The following is a 21,380-nucleotide window of genomic DNA, read 5'->3' as shown; positions in this document are numbered from 1 at the left end:
ATCTGTTTTCTGGTTTTAATGTACCCGTTCAGACTTGCCCACATGCCAATGCTGACCTTATTGTCTGAAACGCCCTGTGATAACGCTTTTTCTCTGATTTCTTCGTAAGTGAGTAGCCGCATGATGAATTTATGGATAAAAAGGTGTAAAAAAAGAGGAATCTTTGAAGTGGGTATATCTGTCGGTCTATTCGTAAGTAGCTGATACAAAGATACAGAACTTCCGACAACCCACCAAAAGATAGTACCACAAACTGGAAAAATCGACTGGAAGTGCAGATTAACTCATAAAAGCATTTGCCAATGCTATAGAATTATAGAAGAATAGTAATATTACTCTACTTCATCAGTCTTTTCAAATTTCACTTGCCTTTTCTTAGTATCTTTCCTCATGATAATGCTACCCATACTACCATTATCAATAGAAACCCTAAAATCAGCCTTCTCTATAGCTTTAGCTATCGAATGAGTATCTACATCATCTTCCATTAAACTTGCCACTATATTTAGAGTATCGTCTAATCTCTGTTCTTTCACTTTCTCTACATCTTGCTTATATGTTTTCTGTAGTGTAGAAATGGTAGTAGCAAATACATCAGCTTCTTGAATCGTCAATTCATGTTCCTTCAACAGCAAAGAACTTTCAACATTCTTTTTTTGTGCTTTCAACATTACTTGAGCTGCATCTTCACTTGAAACCTTATCATATCGTTTAAAAGCCTCTTCCGTTCTATGCCCTGTTACACCTTTGATAATATGAGAATCCAAACCTGCCTTTAGCCAATTAGTAACAAAGCTACGTCTAGCTAAATGCGATGAAACATGTTTCCACAAAGGTTCACGATTAGTTACAGGTCGTCCCTTTTCTTCTTTTGTAATCAAAACCTCCCTATTTAAACCAGCTTCTTTTGCTATCTTCTTCAACTCTTTATCTGTTATATCAAGCAAATAAACAGGTATACTATAATTATAGCTAGACAATATTTGTTTAGCAACATCAGATAAAGGTATGGTTACTTGCTGCATTGTCTTTTGCTGAACAATAGTATATGTGTTACCGTCCTCACTTAGTTTTCCATTATTCAAATTGCACATATCAGAAAAGCGTTGCCCCATTTCGCATTGCAATATAAATACATCCCTTATCTCCTTTTGCCTACCCGTTAACTTCGCTTTATATAACTGTGTTATTTCCTCATCAGTAAGAACAACCTTTGTTTTTTCTTGCCTAACTTTGGTTGGCTTAAATTCCTTTATCTCACGACACACTTCTTTACCAATTTTTTCATCAGCCCAACAAAGAATTGTTTTAATTGCCACGATTGTATTATGAATAGTTCTTGTTGACCTTATATTGCCTTTATCATCATAAGGTATAAACAGCCAATCTTGAAATTCTTTCAGAAACCTTGCAGTAATCATATCAAAAGTTAGATAATCTACATTCAATGTTTTAACATAACCTTCCAATATTTTCAACTTTGCAATGTAGTTTTGCTTTGTAGCATTGGCTATATTGCAACTAGGAGCATCCATAGCTTTTCTATACCAAATAAGTGCATTTTCTTTTTTCTTCATAATCTCATCCCTATATAAGTATTCTTTCATTATTATATGTGCTTTATCGAGCAATTTAGGATTATTACAAATATAGTATTTAAAATCCAGGAAACGAAGTCTTAACTCATCTAGTCTATTATTCACTATTACATTATTATATAAGTCCAGTGCTGTTAGTCGATGATTTAAGATAGCTTCTTGTTTAATCGTATTCCATTGGGTAGGATATACCTTTACCCCTGTTGCATATTTTTTCTGCACGTTGCCAATGCGTATAACTAAATAAATATTAGTTGGCTTGTTCCCTTTTGGCTTTCTCAAATTGAAATAGGCTCTAACTTCGCTAAAGAATACCTGTCCGTTATTCATTTCGGTTCTTTTTTACGGTTCTTTATTTTGGTTCTTTGGTGCGTTATCACAGACGAATAGTTGATAATGGATTATTCACAAAGAAATAACACTCAAAGCTAACGAAGAAGTCCTACTAGTATATATATCTAAAAATCAGATATTTATAAAGAATAAAAAAAGGAATACCAGTTAAAACTGATATTCCCTTCTTCGTAGCTCCGAGGGGAATCGAACCCCTATCTAAAGTTTAGGAAACTTCTAATCCAACTTTGAGTATCAGTCACTTGCGAGACTATTTCAATTTTTCGTAGAACTATAGTAGAACTTTTGCATTTTTGTTGAATACCCCTGCCTCTCCAAAAGAAGAATACAGGGGTACAATGCAACACCGATTTTCAGAATCGGTACTGCAAAGATATGACTTTTATTTCAAAGGACAAAGAAAAACCGGGCGCACTTCACAGCGAACCCGGCTCAGAACAAAAGTTCTACTCTATTACTAACACCTAATCATTTCTTTTTCCGTTTCTTCAATTCTATATATTCCGAATACACTATTTTGGTATGGGGATTGCTACTTACAACTTCTTGCCTAATAGCCTTTGTTCCCCATCGGAAAAACAACCATTGCTTAGGCACTCTATGCACTACTTGAAATAGGGTATCTACAGATTGTATGCGTAAATCCAGTTTCTTATCGGGCATGATTAAGCCATCAACATTTATCCACGGGTCTTTCCATCGTATTGCTTGGACTTTAAGATAGGATGTATCACGGTATATAATGCTATCCTTAACTATGGTTTGTACCTCCACCTCCGTTTTTGTTGCATTCGTGGAAGCCGCTTGTAACCTCTTTACTTTCAAGTCAAGTTCCTTAACGGTATTCGTCAAGTCGGCACAATGCTTTTCCACCTCAGACTTGGATAAAGTCAATGCCTGTACAGAAGCAGCGGATTTTCCGGATTCTGTTTGGTAAAATTTTATTTTCTCCAACAAGGCGGTTTGGTTGCCATCCAATCTTTCCTTTTCTGATTTCAACTTGGAACAATAAGCCCATAGCCCAAAGGTAGCCGCCATCAAAAGCCCACAGAGGGCGATTAATATCAAAAACGCTTTATTTCTCATATTCCTTGATGTATTGGATTATACCCTCTACGTGGGTGTTCACAATGTTTTGTTTCCCCTCCATAGATGTAAGGTAAGCAATATCTTCCTTGTTATCCATGAAGAAATTTTCCGTCAATACAGCCGGGCATTTCGTCTTGGAAAGGATGTAAAAATTTTCCTCCCAATCCGGGTCGCCATCCGAATAGTCACGCCTAATCTTTTGCCCGGTAATAAAGCAAGCGGCAGCATCATACATTCGGTTTGCCAGTTCGTCAGCTTTCGTTTTGCCCTTAGTGGTATAGGCAGACCATCCACGGGCATTCATCCATTCGCCATTCCCGGCAGCATTGCAGTGGATGGAAACAAGCAACACGTTATTAGCTCCATATCGGGCGCAAATCTCGTTCACACGCCTTGCACGTTCAGCCAAAGGCACGTCCAAGTTCTCCTTAACAATGCGTTCCGCTACATAGCCACGTTTAGCCAGTTCACGCACGACTTCATCCGCAATTTCTCTTGTATAGGCATACTCCCTGAAAGTTCCATCCGGGCTGCGTTTACCCGGTGTATTTTCTCCATGCCCATTGTCTATAAGTATCTTCATTCTTGATTCAATTTATGGTAAAAATCTATTTTAATTCTGTCATATACCATTTGTACATTGGTATAAGCTCTGCCATTGTTCACCGTTTCCGCATAAACCTCTGACAACACACATTGCTCTACCCATTCAATCCATTCGGGCGAAGTGTAGCTTGACAATCGTTTCCCTCGATACGAATATGCATCAAATCGGCTGTTTCTGTCCTCGTGCATATTCATAATCAAGGTGTGTACTTTCGCTTTCGTGGCTTCACGGTCTGCGATGTGGTTTTCTTCACGCACTTTCTTTATTATACGGCAAACCCTCTCAACGGCAAGGTCAAAGTAAATGCTTGATATGTTTTTTATCCGCAACTGCGTTTCGGGTCTTAACCCCTCTGCAATGTCAGTGAGCATATCATTTTGGGTTTTGGTTTCCGTCAGAAGTTCGGCTACCATAGACTGATTGCTTTTAATCATGTCGTTAATGATAGACTTGAACCACTTGAAACAAGCTACCATAAGTGCAGCCGCCAAACAGAGAAACACAGCGCACACTATCACCATAAAGCCAAAATCGCTTATGCCTTGTGCTACTTTCAAACTTTCTTCCATCATCGGTTTTTCTTATACTTGTTTCGCTTGTAATACTCAAAGTTATCCCTATCCTCCTGCGTGATTGGAGTATTCGGTGGAAAGAACTTAAACCCGTACATCGTTCCATAGCGTACCACTTTGATTACGGCACGAAATGGATATTTGCGCTTCGGGTCTAAAACAACATCTTTCAACTTCTTACTATCAGTATAGAAAGCGGATGCACCGATACCCTCGCCATAGGCGATTAGTGTTCTCGTTCCGTTCTCTGTCTGTCTTTCCTTACATCCCGTAAACACCGTGACCTCATTAATCACGGCATCTACTGAGGTGTATTCACAATCGAAAATATCTTCATTCAAGGATTCGGTTTCCTCAAAGTCCATTACCTCGTTCATAAGTCCATCGGTATATTATAGGTTTCACAATCGGCATCCACCATTTCACGGATAGCCAAACGGTCTTTCAAAAAGTTCTCATAGGGGGATTTCGCACTTTCGGCAAGCAAGCCCAGCATGGCAGACTGATATTCGTTTACCAGCTTACTTTCTGTCTTAGCCGGGTATCTTGCAGTAAGCAACGTGCTGAAAATATTATCAGCCGTTTTTGGATATTCCACCCTCACGCTGTCATATTGGAACATCGTGCCTGTGGCACGTTCCGCATCAGTCGTAATCTCAATGCCACCCTCTTTGTCTGCAATAACCTTAACCTCTTTGATGTTATGGTTATAAAGGAACGTTCCCTGCCCGTTATTAAGAGAATCTATCACCTCCGGCTTAGTCTTAGCCAGCAGCCCTGTAGTCAAAACATTTGCTTCCATCGTTCAAACAATTATTAAAAATGAATTTACTGTGTTCCTCCGAGCATCTGATTATCCAGCCATATTCAGATGGGAAGAAGTGTTTAATATCCGTTTCATCTTTGATTTCGTATTTATTGATGGTGCGGTGGAATTTCTTATAAAACCTTTTCAGAATACCGCTTCTTAGCAATATGCCGTAATGGTTTTGTTTGAATCCCACATAATCAATGCTACGAGCATCAACCGGGAATATCTGCCAGTTGCTTTTAATCTCTACTTTCAATTCGCCACCCAAGTAAAGCCCCATCATGTCGAGTACGAAATGCAGTGCCTCTTTGTCAGCGCATAGTATCACCATATCATCCATATAGCGATAGTAGTAGATTTTCACCCCAAAACGCTTCATCACTATCTTAGCCAGTTCTTCTTTAACCCAATGGTCGAAATATGCTAAATAGAGATTAGCCAAATATTGACTTGTGAAATTGCCTATTGGCAGCCCCTTGTCTTTACCGTTACTATCTATTATCTTATCCAACAGCCTTAACAGTTGTTCATCCGCTATAGTGTAGCGGATTATCCTTTTCAATGCTGCGTGGTCTATGTTATCATAGAACTTCTTGATGTCAATCTTCAAACAGAACCTTGTACCTTTTCTGTCTATGATTAAAGCCGTATGCACATCCTCCATACATTTATGAATACCACGCCCTTTGATACAAGCGTATGTATTCGCAATGAAGAAGTTAGTCCAGTAACGCCCCAACACATTGATAATGCAATGGTGTACTATCCTGTCCGGGAAGAACGGGGCAATCATAATCACCCTTTCTTTCGGCTCATATATAACCTTAATCCGATATTCACCGGGGGTATAAGTTTCATTGCGCAAGTCCCAGTACAAGCTATCCAAATTCTCCAAAATGTTCTCATTGAACTTGGATATTTCGGTACGCTCTCCTTTGCCTTGCTGTGCCTTATATTGCGCCCGTATGAGGTTGGAGCATTCATATATCAAGTGATAAACATTCTTAATTTTCTTAGCTTGGGAAATGAATATCTTTCCTGTATCACCGACATATAAACCGCAATCCTCAAAATCCGAGTATTGATTAAAGCAGGTATCAGCCGTATAACATAACCCGTATTCAGTCTTTACTACACCCATTTGTGCCGTTGTTCTAAAACAGAGCTTTCAATTACTTACTTGCACCGTCCTAATCCATATTATTTTACCAACTATCAGACGTGCCGATAGTCCCTGTGAGGTAAGGGCGTGGCAGCAACAGTTATAAGTTGAAACCACGGTAAAAGCGGAACCCAATGTTCGCATTCGCATTCGAGGAACGATTATTCGCATTCAGATAACCGAAACCCGCATTCGCACCATTATTCGCATTAGCAGACAAAAGGGCACCAGCCGCCACAACCCTGTTATGTTTTTATTTTTTTCAATCCAACGCCATTTTCGTTGCTCCGTTCACCGAGTTTTGCAGTCCGTCAAAAACGGCACAAGCGGAACCCAATGTGCGCACGCGCATACGAGGAACGATTATACGCATGCAGACAACCGAAACCCGCAGCCGCACCACCAAGCGCATCAGCAGACAAAAGGGCACCATACCAGCCTACAGCAGACCACGTACTACCACCTGTGGGAGTCCAATAGTAATCGCAATAGCCTTTATTACTTGAACCTCCTACTTTTTCGGCAAAGGAATAGCCTTTAGTGGAATGAGCCATAGAAAGCACATAGCCCTCAGTTCGTGGAAGCTCCGTAATGGCTTCATATCCGATAGGTACGGTAGTAGCACTATCTGAATGAGAGGTGAATTTTGTCGGGTCTTCGCATACATAGGCAATAGATACATCCGCTTTATGCCAAATTAGTACATCATCAGCAAGCATCCACAAGTATTCATAAGGAGTTTCCAAGCCACGGTAAGAGGTTACTTGTACCACCTTATCGCCACCAGTCCATCCCTTGATGGTGTAGGACACCTTACCCGTGTTGTTTCCCAGCGTTGCAGTAACACCGCAAGGCACAAAGGGTTTGTAACCTCCCCATGTATTCCACTCCGTACCATTAACAACCGGACCACTCCCTAAGCCTCCTTGATGGAATCCGTCAGCAGTCAGCGTTTCGGTGTAAGCATCTTGGCAGTGCAATGAGGCATATTCCACACGTTGCAACCAAGCAATTTCATTGTACACCCTGTACGCCCCGTGGTGTGTTCCGTTCTTGCAAAGAGGACGAACACCAGCCTTTGAAATGGAAGTACGAGGCATACCCAACATGGAGTTGTAAGTACCATCCTTAGCGGCATCACCAGCACCCGAACCACCTCTGAATTGTGCGGCATTCGCTTTGAGTATAACAAATCCGTCTGAATCCCTTGCAATTTCATCGCCATTCCAAGTGAGCCAACATCCCGAAACGGCTACAGAGTTGGTAATATCCACCGTTGCATACCACGGGCTTACCGTCTTTCGTTCCATCTTGATAAAGCCGGGCAACGGATATTCGGAATAGGCACGAATCCATTTCGTCCCCTCTATCTCCAACTTGAAGTAATATTCCGGCTTTTCAAGCATTACATTACCGTCCGTGCTGTCAATCACAGCCGTTGCACCCGAATCCTTTTTACGGCTGTCATTTTGGTTAAGGTAATACTTAACCGAGCCGTCAGGGTTTTCCACAAAGCGTTTCAGCTTCGCTTGAATGGGTAATGTACGGTGCAAATCCAAATTACCCACACGCTTTAGTTTGTAGTCCTGTGAGTTGAAATCACCTTGCACCCCATACCATTGGTCGTAAGGATATTGCGGTTTCGTGTTTCCGCTTCCCAATAATAATCCCATAGCTATAAGTTATTTAATAGTTTCACCAGCACCCCAATACACATCATATACCGAAAGGTCGATACCGTTTGGGGATATTACGGTTATCGCTCCGGGCGTCCAATCCCCGATAGGTACGGGGAACATACCAAATTCCTTATCACAAATGAGCTTGCATTTAAGCAGCGTACTTGTTTCCATCGTAACCTCTTTAGGTCGTACAAAGACGGTAAACGGAACACCACCCAAAGCAAAACCATTGGAAAGGTCTGTAACCTTACCTTTGGAAAGAATCCGTAGGCTGTACATCGTTGTTTCCATAATTCACTGAGTAAATCAAGTTTATTTAACTGCAAATATAATCATAAATGTGTTCAATAAACACATTTATGATTATAATTAAAGTATATCATCAGATAATGAGGTATAACGTGCTTCAAGTTCATTGATTTTATCTCTTAGCAACTGCCTTTCATTATGCAATTCCTTTATTTCATACGGCATTGCAGACCCCATTAGGGCGGCTTCGTAGCATTTGATTATCTTATAATCGCTACTTGCCAACACCTCCTTTGAGCGTTCAATCTCATGTGCCACCTTTTGAAAGTCGGGGACTTCTATGTATCTGAATGAAATCCTGTCCCCGGCATCGTATGGCACAATGCGCACAACATAGCCCTCCTTATCTGTGTTTTGTTTACTTTCATCTATTGCATCCACTGGCTTATATATGGTTGGCAGTTCAGCCACCTGTTCAATAACCGATACCATGCGTGTTGTTATTTCCCCCGTTTTCTCATTTCTGATTTTTTGAGGAATAGGGGCTATTTCTATACATTGTAGATAGTCGCCATCCATATATCCGTATAATACTCTTTCTTCCATATTTTTAGTATTTCCATCTACTTACTAACCATGCTTGTTTTTTAACTCCATCTACATATCCTACGGTATATACAAACATACCACCTTGACCCTCTACAAAATCGTAGTAGTCATTTACCGAAGTATCATCATAGATTAGGTAGCCGCTTCTTGGTCTGAATCTCATATAGCCTCTCCACCACTGCTTTACAAATATAACCTGCCCTTCTTTAGGAGAAGCCGGAAGATACACTACTGATGCGGCAGACGTGTACCCTATTACCACGGTATCTTCTCTATTCAAATACCATGTGTTATTCGACGTTCCTGTAATACACTTTCGACCAAAAATCAAGCCTCCGGCAAATAAATCATAGAAGAAACCGCCAAAGGCTGGTGCAGTCCCCGAATTAGAAGCCCGACCATAAACACCTGCCACGATTGTATCTACCGCATTTATATCCCATGTTCTTGCCGGAACATTTGCAAAACCAAGCCCAACAATAGCCCCACGGTGCGTATATCCGCTACTTGCTGGCATACCGTCCGTACCTGCCATATTTGAGAATATTCCCGTTGGTGACATATAGGAAACCGCATTAGAATAGTTAGGAGCATTTTTAGCCCTTGTTTCAAAAATTCCACGGTTGGCATCTATTGTCATTTTTGCACCAAAATCAACAAGCGCATAATCACCACCACCACTTGAAGATTCAATATAAATACGAGCCATTGAAGCATCCAACTCTATCCTATTGCCATCACCCATAGTGGAAACAATCTTACCACCCTTAATAAACCAATCTCCAATATTTGCCCCCTCAGCCAATAATAAGTTTGTGGCAATAGTTTCAAATTGCGCTCCAAAAGTATTCCATTTGCCTGTATTAGTCGGTACGAACCCAGTGAAAGTTCCAGCATCTATACGGGCTATATAGTATTGATTGTTGTATTTTACAGCATCCAACCGCTTGCTATTCCCGTAATAAGTCTTGGATGAATCATAAATACCCCTGTAAACAAGTACGGGGCTATCACCTTTCTCCCCCTTATCACCCGGCTTTCCATCTTCACCTTTATCACCTTTCGACCCCGTTACACATATTGCAGCCGTAGTGTCGCTCGTTCCATTCGTATAAGTGATAACCGAGCGTGTCCATATATACCATTTGTCTTTCCAAGTTGGGCGTGTTGTACTCCATGAGCCATTAAGTAATGAGGTTGCCGAACTGGATAGGTAGTATTGTTCAATAATAGAACTTACGCCAACACCGCTATCACCCGTAGAGCCTTTGCCGCCTGTAATACAAACCGCCTTAGTGTAGGTAGTCGTGTTGTCTGAATAAGATACTTTCGTTCTACTCCATATATACCTCCCATTTATCCATGTCGGGGCGGTTGTCTGCCACCCCGTAGTAGGCGCAACTGAATTTGACGTGCTTTGTGCATATTCCACATCTGCCAATGTCACACTAACACCCGGCTTTCCATCTTCACCATCATAAGGATTTACACGAATAGGGGTACTCCATTTCTGTATCATCAGGTCTGCTTTGCCATTCATTACGGAAGCAATGTCATTCACAGGTAAAGCCCCCATCAACAAACGTATATCATCGAAATACACGGCAGAGCCGAATACATCATCATCGTAAATAGCAAAGCCTACAGCCATGATATTAACGCTACCACTATGTAATTGCTCTCCGTTTTTGAATACCGTAACGGTACGGTCATTAAAACGGAATGCAAGGTGAAACCACGTATTAGGCGTGATTGCAATACTCTTTTCCACATAGTGCCTACCGTTATATCCGTTCAACATCCACTTGACTTGATTTTGGTCTGACTTCATCCAAAAACAGAGTGTAAAACTTTCCCCAAAGGGTAAATCATAAGGAATACGGCTCTCCATTCCACCACTCAGATTGAGGGCATATCTCGTTCCGTCTTTTACTACCGTCCCACCGCCCAGCACACCATTATAACCGTTACCCGAAATATCGGCAATGCTTGAAGTGTCGTTAGCTTCAATGGGCAAATGAAATTTGGTACGGTCTGCAAGCCCGGACTTCTTAGCCATTGTACACCAAATATATTCCAACGCTCCTACTTTCGGCATTTCCGTACTCCACCCTGTAGGGTTGGAAGAATTAACATCCAAATCGGGCGGTACTAAAGTCGAGCCATTTTTAGCGTAACGATACTCGTAATATTCGCCAGCTCCGGCATCCGTTCCACCTGTACCCGATTCACCTTTAATCAAAGCCCAAGTGTAATCCATCGGATTATCACTGTCTTTCTGCACGTAGTCGGTGTATTGCCCTATGTAGTCGCCCGGCTCTTCACCATTGTTTGCAGTGAACGACATTCCCCCGTTGTCCGAATACTTGATATGGAAGTATGGAGTACGCCCATCTTCACCGGGTAAACCGGGCGTTCCGTCTTGTCCTTTCGTGTCGCTCCACTTGTAAGCACTTGGTTTGTCGCTATCGGTAGGTATCATATCCACGTACAAACCCAACCATCTTCCGGGTGTTTCACCGTTCCCAGCTGTGAACGTTTTGCCGCCATCATCGGAATACTTCTTGTGAAGATAGCTACTCTTTCCATCTTCCCCCTTAATAACTCCAACATCTTTCCAGTTCGTACCATCCCAAATATAGAGGTTGCCCCCGATTAGATAAGCATCGCCCTCTGAATTTCCAACGGTAGGCAGTTGTGAAACATTATCCTTAGAACCTTTGATATTGATTGAAGTACCATCAGCACCACGCACACGGAAAGGAATACCCCACGCACCCTCCGTATCGGTCTTGGCGTTCTTTATACTCATCCAAACCACGTTTTCGGACGAAGTTCTGTGCCAACCTCCCGTAGAGCCATCCCCCGTAGGGGTGGCAGGCTTGGTTTCACTGTCATTATAGGTATAGAATACGGATAAACCGCTTTCTCCCTTATCCCCAGTAGAACCTTTCGCCACAACCGACCAATATACGGAATTGGTAGGCAAGTTGCCCATGCTTGGCGTGGGGTTGGTGTATCGGTAGGTACACGTTTCACCATTCGCCGTGTAAGTCACCTCATCCCCAGCATAGTACACGTACTTCGGATTATATGTGCCACGGAACACCCCGATATGTGAGGTGTCCCCACTATCAGAAAGCAAACGGACGTTGTGCAACGTTAATTGGCGTTTTGCCGTTACGTTCCAATCAATAGAACTTGAAGAATCACCGATACGGAACTTGTTGCCGTCCAAATCCAAATAGCACTCCTTATCGCTTGTTATAATCTTACCCGTAGTGATAGTGTTTCCGTTGATACGGGTAAATCCGTAGGTAGTGGTAAAGTCCCTGAAATCATCATCCGAATGCACCGACCCCAATATACCCACTTGGAAATAATAGTTGTTCGGGTCTTCGGTTGGTTCAACCTTTAGTTGTTCCTGTGTCACATACCAAATGCCATCCGTGCTTTTCTTGGAGCACTTGGCAAACACATAGTACCCCTTTGGGCTTGATAGAGTGAATGAGCCAGCCGCCATGTTCCAATGCTTGATTATCTCATCATCAATAGTCAAGTGAGCCAATACCCCGGCAGAAGCATCAAAACGATTGGATATTCCGTTTACGTTGGCTTGCAGTATCACATCTATCAAAACAAATTGTTGGCTCTTAGACCCCACCGTAAGCATATTGGTGTCAATGGAATTGGGCTTGATGTTTTCGGGGTCAAAATAACCATCCGTATCATACACCATTGTACGCAGTTCCTCTGTTGTACGCCATCCCCTCCGTGCCTTAGTCAAGTCCCGAAGCCGATTGTTTTCTATGATTGTTTCGTGCCGTCCAACATCCACAACCGTTTGAGTGATTGGGGAAATGGCTGTAATGTCCGAAAGGGTCAGTGTATAGTCATGCTCCACAAGCAGGTTCTTTGTCACCTTTTGGATGCGGATATTCTTTTCAATACCGAAACGCTCATCTTTCACGGGTACATAGTTACCCACATGAAAGACGGTTGTTTCGCTATCGCTTGGCAAAGCGTTCAAAAAATAGGAACGTTCAAAGGTAAGCTGATATTGCGCCCGTGCCTGTGTGCGTGGCTTGAACTCGTTATATCCGGCATACCATAAATCTTCCTCTGCATCATCTTCATAAGATTTAGGCAGGTGAATATCCGTAATCTTATACGTGTCACCCTCCGTTATTCGGTAAGCCTCGCTTTCAGTGGTAGGAATAGTTAGCCCCCTGTTGTCCGTAAATGGAATGAGCGTAAACCTTTTTGTTGCATGGTCGTATCCTCCCTTTTGCGCCAATTCAAATTGTTGTCCGGCTAATTTACCCGAAATGAAAGTAATCTTTGCCGATACCTCGTTAATCAGATACTTTGTACCTTTATCGTCTTTCTCGTTCAGGTCAAAGTCCATTGTATCATCAATGAAGCTGTTTATATCATCAACCACCAAAGCAGTAACCGTACCCGTCCGTTTCGGGAAAATATTATCATACGTCACAGCATCCTCATCACTACCCAGTGCATCCCTCAAATCGCCATCCTCCAAATAACGCTTGTTATCATCGGATATGCCTATATATTCGCTCTGAGGCGGTACTATTGTACCGTCCCATAGTTTGTGTTCCTTTTTGTTCAAACGCACTGGAAACGGAAGCTGTAGGCGTTCTGAATAGTCCCTGTAATCACTCCGAATGTTGGTCGTGCCACCCTCCACCCAAAGTCTTGTGATAATGGTCTTATCATCTACCTTTTGCTCTTTGAGCTTGTACAAGCCGTTGCCTTTGCCCCACTCAAAGAAAGCGTTGCCACCCGGGGGCACAACTTTTGCACCGAACTTTCCTATGTGGATGGTACGCACCCCGTCCTTTTGGGTAATGAGAAACTCCAAATCAAATTCACGGTCACTGCAAAGCATTTGCAAAACCTGTAGGCAATTGTTACGGGCAAAGGAAATGGTACGGGGTTCTGTGTCCGGGCAATTAGCTTCATCGAAAGCCCATAAGCCCGGATAGTCACGGCTCACGTTGTAGATAAGCACCTTTACAAAGTCCCGGATATTATAAGTGAGGTCAAACGTGCTTTTGCTGGATTTCCCGTTTGCATCGGTGTTTCGGTACAGGCTTTTCATCAGCTCGTACATCACTCCGTAGAAAGTGGCATCATGCACATAATGGTTGTCCGAAAGCATTTCACGGTTCACCTTAGTACGGATGGTGTATTCTTCACCCTCCACTATGATTTTATCTCCCTTGCCTAAATTAAGCAACTCAGAGGAAACAATGGAAAGCTGTACGTTATCATCCCCCATTAAGGAACTGTTTTGAGCGGCTGATTTCAGCGTACAAAACGGCTCTTTGGAAAACAAGCGTACCTTTTCACCGTTGCGCCTGATTATTTCAAGAGTTCCCATATCACAATAGCATTGGTTTCAAATTTTTCAATGTCTTCAATCACGCCCGAAACGATTATCTCGTATTCACCGGGTGTAACGTAAGTGTGTTCTATCGTTTGTTCGCTGCCGGACACATCGTAAGTGTGCGTGCCGTCACCCCAATAGATATTAAGCAGCTTGGACGAAGTGACGGTAATCGTAGCCTTGCCGTTTGCAGTTCCACCTATATATCTAAGCACCTTTTTCACAGGTTCATCTTCCACCATCTTTAAACGGAATGTTCCCACCATCAAATCGTTGCTATATTGTCCCCAGCTCTTTTCCGGGTCTGCCTCATCCAGCAATTCCACTTCATATACCAAAGGCTTTGCCTTTCCGTCATAGTCCACACGCAAACGGTGGTTCCCCTCCGCATCGAATTGGGAAAAGAAAAGGTTTACCCATTCCACATAGGCGGCACGTCCCGAAGCCTCAATAAAGCAATCCAGTGTAATGTTGCGTTCCTTGTAGCGTGGTCGCTTCTTATCCCTTACAATACCGTGGTAATTGTCCCAGTTCACTTGCAAGGCTTCTTTGCGCTCCAACCGTCCAACCAATCCGGCACTTTTGGAAACGAATACCCCAAACTCCTTGAAGTTCTTTCCGTCTATGAAATATTCCACATCCGTATCTTTCTGCAACTCGAATATTTCACGGGGTTCTTTCGCCACGTCAAACAGTTTCACTTCGTCCAGCAAGGCTTTCGTCCCAAAAAGTGATTGGTCGTTGATGGAAAGCCCCGTTGGTGTCTTTGGTAATATTTCGCTGAATATCCGGGTCGTGTTCTCATAGACGGTAAACATATTGCCGGACTTAACGAAAGCAAAGAAAATCCAGCCATCGGGCATTACATCAAGCCATTGCTCTTTATAATTGTCTATACCGGGCATATTCAGCACCCAGCCTAACTTTTGAGAAACAGGCAGCACCCAAAAACAAAGTGTAAAATTACCGCTAAAGGGTATGGAACGAGCTGTTTCGCATTCGCCCGTACCATTCAAAGCAAGTGATTTACCCACTTTAGATTTCTTAGAAAAATCCGCACCATCCGATAAGGTGGCATCGTTGCGATACTGTGAAAAGTCGTAAGCTATACTACCGTCCGGGTCATCGAAAGGCAGGTGTAAAATCATGTTCTTATCCATATCAGTAAGTATTTTTATTCATTTGTCTAACTTCTATCCCCACTCCCTCTATATCCGCTTTGGCATTGCCATACAGATTCACAAGCACCTTTGCATCCGTTCCGGCTACCGCCACATACAGATACGAGTTATCGAAAGCGTCTATGGTAACAATCGCATTGTCCGACACGTTTACGGCACTATGGGAATCATGCCGTGCATATACCCGTGAAACAGAATAGCCGTCATACTCCAACATAGCTTTGCAGTCACCATTCAGCACCACATCGGGTAAATTCACCTTATCCGTAACCTCATCATCCACAAACACCCCGTAAACCTCGCATTTGCCTTTGAAGTGTTCCCGTATAAAGTCAAGCGTGGGGTAATTCTCCGATATACAGAAATCTATGCCCTTAATGTAAAGCTGTATCAGTTGCTCATAGTCAAGCCCCGTTCTTAGCTTCATTTGCCACATCCGGCAAAGCCCCTTTGCCTTGCCATCCTCTTTAAGTTGTTGTACCAGTTCCATAACTATGCTATTCCTTGTGATAAAAGTGAACTATCTTTATTTTCAATGCGCTTCAAAGTAGTTTTAATCTCCGTCAGCTCTGATGCACTCAACTTCGTGTTGGCGGCTATTTCGGCTTGGTAAACAAGTGCCTGCCTCATAATAGAGGTTTGGTCGCTTTGGTTTATGACAAAGGCATTCAACCGCCCGGCTATCACACCGCCCGTTTCCTCACTCATGGAAGTAACCGCACCCGTAAGGGGGTCTTGCTGTACGGTTTCTTCCTCCACATCCTTAATCCAATCACCAATACCCTCCAATGCGGAATTGAACAAATCCCCGGCAGCGTTCACCATCCTTTCAAATTCTCGCTTCTCTACATCGGTTAGTTTCCCGTCTTTCATGGATTCTCCCAAATAGAGAACGGCATCATTGATTCCCTTTGCCAAAAACTCACGTTTCAACGCTTCCACAACCGCTTTTTTAAGGACTTCTTTTGTCTTTTCGCCCAATGCTTCCGCTGCATCCTCACCTTTGCAATAAGCATCTACCAACGCATCGGCAAATTCATCAATGGCGGTTTTTACATCCGTTCCGGCAAGCGTTTCCATCATTGACCTATCCAAATCCTCTATCTGTTGGGTAATGGATTCTATTTGCTCGTTCCACTGTTGGATTTTTCCGTTATCGGTTTTCTTCTTATCCTTTTCAGCTTGAATTTGCTTTCTCAAATCCTCTTGTTGCTGTTTGAGGTTCTTTTTCTGAGCCTCATAGATGGAAAACATATCTCCGTTTTCTTCCGCATTCTTCAACTGCTTGTTGAGTTCCTTAATCTCCTTGTTGAGTTGAGCGTAACGGGCAAAATCCCAATTCTTCTTTGCTACGTTGGCTTCTTGTTCCAAAGCCCGTATTTGGTCGTTAATCAGTTGGATATTCTTTTCGTAGGCTTCACGTTGGCTATCATTGAACACCCAATAAGTATTATTGTAGGCTCGTTCCAAACGGCTGTAGGATTGTTCCAGCGCATCTATTTCCTTTTGCAGATTTTGAATTTTCTTCTCATACTTGGAATCATGCAATTTGGCAAATATGCCCACTACAGAAGTAACGGCACTTACCATACCCGTAACGCCTCCCAATATGTCACCGCTCATCATTTTACCTACAGAGGCGGCGGCATTTCCCAACTGCCCGAACAACTCCATTGCAGTACCTAAGCCGTTTGCCAAATCATCCTGTCCCAAATCAGAAAACATGGATGCAATGGCATTGCCGCACGTGGTAGCCGTATCGGTAATCGTTTCAATGGACTTGGTTACGCCTTTGGCGGCTTTCTTCATGTCAGCCTCTGCCTTTTTCACATCCTCATCCGTACCCTTCCCAGCAGCAACATTCGCTTTGGCTTCTGCCAGCTTCTTTTTGGCTTCAATGTAATCATCATAGAACGTGCCTAAAGCCTTAAAGGGATTCTTTGAAATAAGCGTTTCCTTTGCTTGATTCAAACTATCAATCAAAGCACGGTAATCTACGGGATTCAGTTTCAAATCCGCATCTTTTAGCTTTGTTTCAATATCAGCCACCAACTTATCTATTTCAGCTACAGAAAGGCTATCCAAATCGCCAAATAACTTCTTCCAACTATCCGATTGCTTTAACATATTGGCGGTAAGGGTGCTTAACGCTTCTGCCTCCGACTTGTTTACTTGGTTAATCCGTTCTTGGTCGCCCGTCTTTTGAGCGGCAGCACGCAGCAAGGCGTATTCCTTTTGGATGTCATTTCTTTGTTCCTCAAAGGTTCTGTAAGAGGAAAGTATCTTTTGCTGTACTTCTTCCTGTAACTTTTCATCTTCTTCTGAAACAAACAAAGTGGCTTCCGCTTTTTCATCAGCACCCACAAGCCCGGAACTTCCATTAGCCAGCTTCTCTTTTGCATCGGCTATGGCTTCCAACTTCTCGGCAAGTGTTTGGGCTTGCTGAATGGTCTTAGATACAGATTCCTTGAAAGAATCCATAGCGGACTTTGCCCCCGTGATTTCATTGTATTGCATATTAAGGGAAATAAGTTGGTTACTTTCTCCCTCTGTGAGTGTTCCGGCTTGTTGTTTATCCTTTAGAGCCTTGATTTCATTTTCCACATACTCCTTGTACGATTTACCGCCTTTTAAAAGCGTGGCAAATTGGGTATTGGCTACATCTTCGCCCATGTTACGCACCCAACGGAAATACAAGGCATATTGCTGTTTCTTGTACTCTATTTCACCGTCAAAGAGTTTGTTTTGGGCTTTGTCATATTTCTTGTTTTCAAGTGTTCGCCTTTCATCGAAGCCGTCCTTTTCAGACTTAGATAAGCCACCTTTTCCGGCATCCTTACGAGCTTTAGCCAAAGCCTTTTCCTCTTTGTCTATATTATCCAATGCCTCCTTGTGTTGGAGCGAAAGGGTGCGCTTGCGTTTTTCGTAGCCCTCTTCCAAGACTGCAATACGGTCAGCCTCCAATTTGCGGTCAGCTTCAAGTTGCCTTTCACGTAGTTGCTTGGCGGCACTATCCGCTTTATCCCCCGTGGTATGCTTGGGTAAACGGGCTTCCAACTTCTTTATTTGCGTATCATAACTCTTATAGTCAGAACTACCGATAATGGCAGCTTCACGCAATTCTTTAAGCTGCTTGATACGGTCTGATATTCCCTTTTCCGTGTTAAGGTTTGTAGTCTTGGTGTTTACAGCACCATTCAATTTATCCAACAAGTCTTTCAGCTCTTTCAGTTGGGTATTATCGGCTTCCACCTTTACCTTTTTGGCATTGAGGGTATCAATACTTTTCTGAGTTTCACCTATTTTCTTATCCATCTCGTTAAACGACATAGCCACATAGTCGGTACTCTCTGTTACAGAAGTCGTATCTTTTTTACCATAGAATTTTTCAAGTTGCCTATCTACCTTGCCTATGGTTTCATCTGCCTTTTTTGCTGATTGTGCGACACTTTCAAGATAAGTTTTTATATTTTCCTTGAAAGCATCCATTTCTTTACCTGTAGCCCCGGTGGACTTTTGTACGGCAAAAACAATGCTATCCAATGAGTTGTTGAACGCATCGGTATAGGCTTGACCTGTTAGCCCTTTCAATTGGTTTGCGGATTCTACCGCCATAGATTCTACCGCATCCCATACAGCCCCCGAAGCTCCACGAATAGAACTTGAAGCCACATCAACAACCTTATTCATCATAACGGTTACACCCTCCGTGGTGGTTTCCATAACTTCTTGAATTTCTTTGTAGGTTGCATCTTCGGCATTCTCTTTCAGCTTATCAAGTGCATCCGTTTGGCTTTGTACCAGTTCTTGCATAGCTTGTTCGGTATATTTAGCCTTGATTTTTTCGGCTGTAGTTTGCTGAATGGCTGTAGTCAATTCCTCATATTTAAGACGCTGTAAATCAAGTGTAGCGTTTTCATCAAGCAATGTCTTATTATATTGTTTACATACGGCATTGATTTTTTCAATCGTATTTTTATGTGTTTGAGTTCCTTTCTCCGTATTTTGCAATACGGCAAAAAGTAAATTCAAATCGTCAATCTCTTTTTTCGTGGTATCTTGAAATTCACCCGTTGCCGTGGTCGCTTCTTTTTGTTTGCCCGTAAAAAGAGTAATTATACTGACTAATGCACCTATCAATCCCATTACCCAGCCGATAGGATTGCTCATCATGGAAGCCCAAAGAGCTTTCACCGCTACCGTTGCTTTTGTCGTGATTGCAGTCAGTACGGAAGTTACAGCCCCTTGTGTTGTCTTTGCCGTAGTATCTGCCACGGAAGCGGCTGTGGATTGCTTGGTGGCTGTAGCTTCAAGTAGTTTTTTCTTTGCGTAAAAATCGGATTGGGTGGCTAAAGCCGTCTTTCGTGCGATAGCTGCGTTATCCTCCGCTGCCTCCATCTTCTTAGTGGCAATGGCTATCTTTTCAGCGTTCCCAGTCTGTTGTGCCCTGTACACTTCCAAATAGGCACGTTCTACAGCCGCCTTTGCCGCCAGTGCATCAGCCCGTGCCGATTCCATCTTTACGGCTGCTGCCTTGACATCGGTACGCATGGCATTTAAGGTAGCCGCACTGTTTTGTGTCTTAACGGCAACCTCATTTTCTAAAGCGGCACGATACACGGCACTTTTAGCCGACAAGTCTAACTTGCTTAGAGCTTGCTTTTGTTCAACGGTAAGAACACTCAGAGCCACCGCCTCATAATTGGCAGAAGAAGCCGTTAGATTCAAATTGGAAAGGTATTCTGCTTGTTGGATGGTAAGCATTTGTTGAATGGTGGCAATGCGTAACTGCTTTACCATGTTGGCGTGTTCCTCTACCGTCAGTTGCGCTTGCAATGCTGCGACATGGCTGTTTTGGGCTGCAACCATCGCTTTTGTCTGAGCTACCATCTGCCCAGTAGCAACGGCTTCCAACTTCATTAAGGAAATCTTAGCCTGCCTTGCCGTGTTATCCAAAAGAGCAACGCCCGTATATCCCTTTGTGGCTAATGTATTCAGTACAATAGCGGCTTTCACGCTTCCATAGCCTATAGCAACGGCTTTCAAAATACGCAAAATATCATCCAAATGCTCTGCCATATAGGTAGCACTTTCAATAGCTCCGGCAAAAACATCTTGGTTATCCGCACCCAACTTGTTTAACGATTGTTCCCACGCATCACCCATGTTGGAAATCATACCCGTTAGGGACTTGCTTTGTTCTTGCATGAGGTTGTAGTAAGTCCCGGCTTTACCCGTCATGTTTTGGAAAGCCTTTTCTACTTCCGCAAAGCCAACCTTACCCTCCGTTACAAGGTTGGAAACTTCATCTTTGGTTACGCCAAGCACTTTAGCCAGTTCCTCATAGATGGGAATACCACGCCCGGCAAACTGCCTAATATCCACGGTAAATGCCCTGCCTTGTGTCCGTAGCGTTCCATAGAGGTAGGCAATATCCTGTAGTGGCGCACCCACGCCCGAAGCCACGTTACCAAGCATTACCAGCTCATCCACCACATTATCCACGGTTGAGCCGTAAGCAAGCATCTGTTTGGCACTACTCGCAATGCCCGAAAGGTCAAACGGAGTTTTGGCGGCTGTATCAATAAGCCTATCCATCAAGCCCTTTGCTTGCGTACCACTTTTGAGCATGGTTGTAAAGGCAATTTCCAACTGTTGAAACTGCCCACGTGTTTGCACGATACTTTGAAGCAAAGTCCCCATACCCTGCCCAACGAGGTAGGAAACAATGTATTTCGCCCCATTTTGCGCAAAGCTCTGAATGGAATTATCCATCACAGACGATTCCGATACGGCTGTGGATGAAACCTGTTTGATACTCCTTTCCATCGCTTGTGCCGACACGTTGAAATCATTTATATCAAGGGTGGCTTTGAACGCCAACGCTCCGTTTATATTATCCATTATATTATTCCTTTCAGATAATTCTTAATATCATCCTTTGTCTTTAGCTGTACAGGCGGCTTCCCACCATCTTTGTTTCCGTCCGTTTGCTCCGGCTCTTGTTCCACACGTGCCGCATCTGCCAGCATGATTTGTACGTTTAGCCAACT

Annotated in this window: 15 protein-coding genes; all 15 read right to left on the bottom strand. The window is 43.1% G+C overall.

Features of this window, described 5'->3' with window-relative positions; all coding sequences use genetic code 11:
* Positions 1-332 precede the first annotated feature (332 nt).
* The 15 genes from I2F54_RS01635 to I2F54_RS16250 all read right to left on the bottom strand — a co-directional run bounded on the left by I2F54_RS01635 (position 333) and on the right by I2F54_RS16250 (position 21,359).
* A complete protein-coding gene (locus I2F54_RS01635) occupies positions 333-1,928 on the bottom strand; it encodes a tyrosine-type recombinase/integrase (RefSeq protein WP_195500363.1) in 1,596 nt (531 codons plus the stop codon).
* A 492-nt stretch (positions 1,929-2,420) separates the two neighbouring features.
* Complete coding sequence (locus I2F54_RS01630; RefSeq protein ID WP_044300298.1) at positions 2,421-3,038, bottom strand: DUF6549 family protein; 618 nt, start codon at positions 3,036-3,038, stop codon at positions 2,421-2,423.
* Positions 3,028-3,624, bottom strand: a complete 597-nt coding sequence (locus tag I2F54_RS01625) for an N-acetylmuramoyl-L-alanine amidase (RefSeq protein WP_005650556.1) — start codon at positions 3,622-3,624, stop codon at positions 3,028-3,030. The genes I2F54_RS01630 and I2F54_RS01625 overlap by 11 nt, the downstream gene beginning before the upstream one ends.
* Complete coding sequence (locus tag I2F54_RS01620) at positions 3,621-4,220, bottom strand: hypothetical protein (protein ID WP_226766607.1); 600 nt, start codon at positions 4,218-4,220, stop codon at positions 3,621-3,623. The genes I2F54_RS01625 and I2F54_RS01620 overlap by 4 nt, the downstream gene beginning before the upstream one ends.
* Positions 4,217-4,597, bottom strand: a complete 381-nt coding sequence (locus I2F54_RS01615; protein ID WP_005650559.1) for a hypothetical protein — start codon at positions 4,595-4,597, stop codon at positions 4,217-4,219. The genes I2F54_RS01620 and I2F54_RS01615 overlap by 4 nt, the downstream gene beginning before the upstream one ends.
* Positions 4,594-5,022 (bottom strand): hypothetical protein, encoded by a 429-nt coding sequence (locus tag I2F54_RS01610; RefSeq protein WP_005650561.1) that lies wholly within the window; start codon positions 5,020-5,022, stop codon positions 4,594-4,596. The genes I2F54_RS01615 and I2F54_RS01610 overlap by 4 nt, the downstream gene beginning before the upstream one ends.
* Positions 4,985-6,172, bottom strand: coding sequence for a reverse transcriptase/maturase family protein (locus I2F54_RS01605; RefSeq protein WP_008642534.1), 1,188 nt, complete (start codon positions 6,170-6,172; stop codon positions 4,985-4,987). Before I2F54_RS01605 ends, I2F54_RS01610 begins: the two co-directional genes overlap by 38 nt.
* Positions 6,173-6,504: 332 nt before the next feature.
* On the bottom strand, positions 6,505-7,866 hold the full coding sequence (locus I2F54_RS01600) for a hypothetical protein (RefSeq protein ID WP_195500362.1): 1,362 nt from the start codon (positions 7,864-7,866) through the stop codon (positions 6,505-6,507).
* Positions 7,867-7,875: 9 nt separating this feature from the next.
* Positions 7,876-8,166: a hypothetical protein gene (locus I2F54_RS01595; protein WP_226766605.1), complete on the bottom strand. Its 291-nt coding sequence runs from the start codon at positions 8,164-8,166 to the stop codon at positions 7,876-7,878.
* A 78-nt stretch (positions 8,167-8,244) separates the two neighbouring features.
* Entirely contained in the window at positions 8,245-8,730 is a 486-nt protein-coding gene (locus I2F54_RS01590) for a hypothetical protein (protein WP_044300306.1), read from the bottom strand.
* A gap of 4 nt (positions 8,731-8,734) precedes the next feature.
* Entirely contained in the window at positions 8,735-14,140 is a 5,406-nt protein-coding gene (locus I2F54_RS01585; protein ID WP_044300307.1) for a LamG domain-containing protein, read from the bottom strand.
* The gene (locus I2F54_RS01580; protein WP_044300309.1) at positions 14,122-15,306 is read right to left on the bottom strand and encodes a hypothetical protein; all 1,185 of its coding nucleotides are present in this window, start codon (positions 15,304-15,306) and stop codon (positions 14,122-14,124) included. The genes I2F54_RS01585 and I2F54_RS01580 overlap by 19 nt, the downstream gene beginning before the upstream one ends.
* Position 15,307: 1 nt before the next feature.
* On the bottom strand, positions 15,308-15,817 hold the full coding sequence (locus tag I2F54_RS01575; protein ID WP_005655404.1) for a hypothetical protein: 510 nt from the start codon (positions 15,815-15,817) through the stop codon (positions 15,308-15,310).
* Positions 15,818-15,819: 2 nt separating this feature from the next.
* Positions 15,820-21,231, bottom strand: coding sequence for a tape measure protein (locus tag I2F54_RS01570; RefSeq protein ID WP_044300311.1), 5,412 nt, complete (start codon positions 21,229-21,231; stop codon positions 15,820-15,822).
* Positions 21,231-21,359 (bottom strand): hypothetical protein, encoded by a 129-nt coding sequence (locus I2F54_RS16250; RefSeq protein WP_256317553.1) that lies wholly within the window; start codon positions 21,357-21,359, stop codon positions 21,231-21,233. Before I2F54_RS16250 ends, I2F54_RS01570 begins: the two co-directional genes overlap by 1 nt.
* Positions 21,360-21,380 lie beyond the last annotated feature (21 nt).

This window comes from Bacteroides clarus (assembly GCF_015555825.1).
In the GTDB taxonomy this organism is placed as follows: Bacteria; Bacteroidota; Bacteroidia; order Bacteroidales; family Bacteroidaceae; genus Bacteroides; species Bacteroides clarus.
Note: the sequence above shows the minus strand (reverse complement) of the source record. Positions and strands in the feature narration are given on the sequence as shown.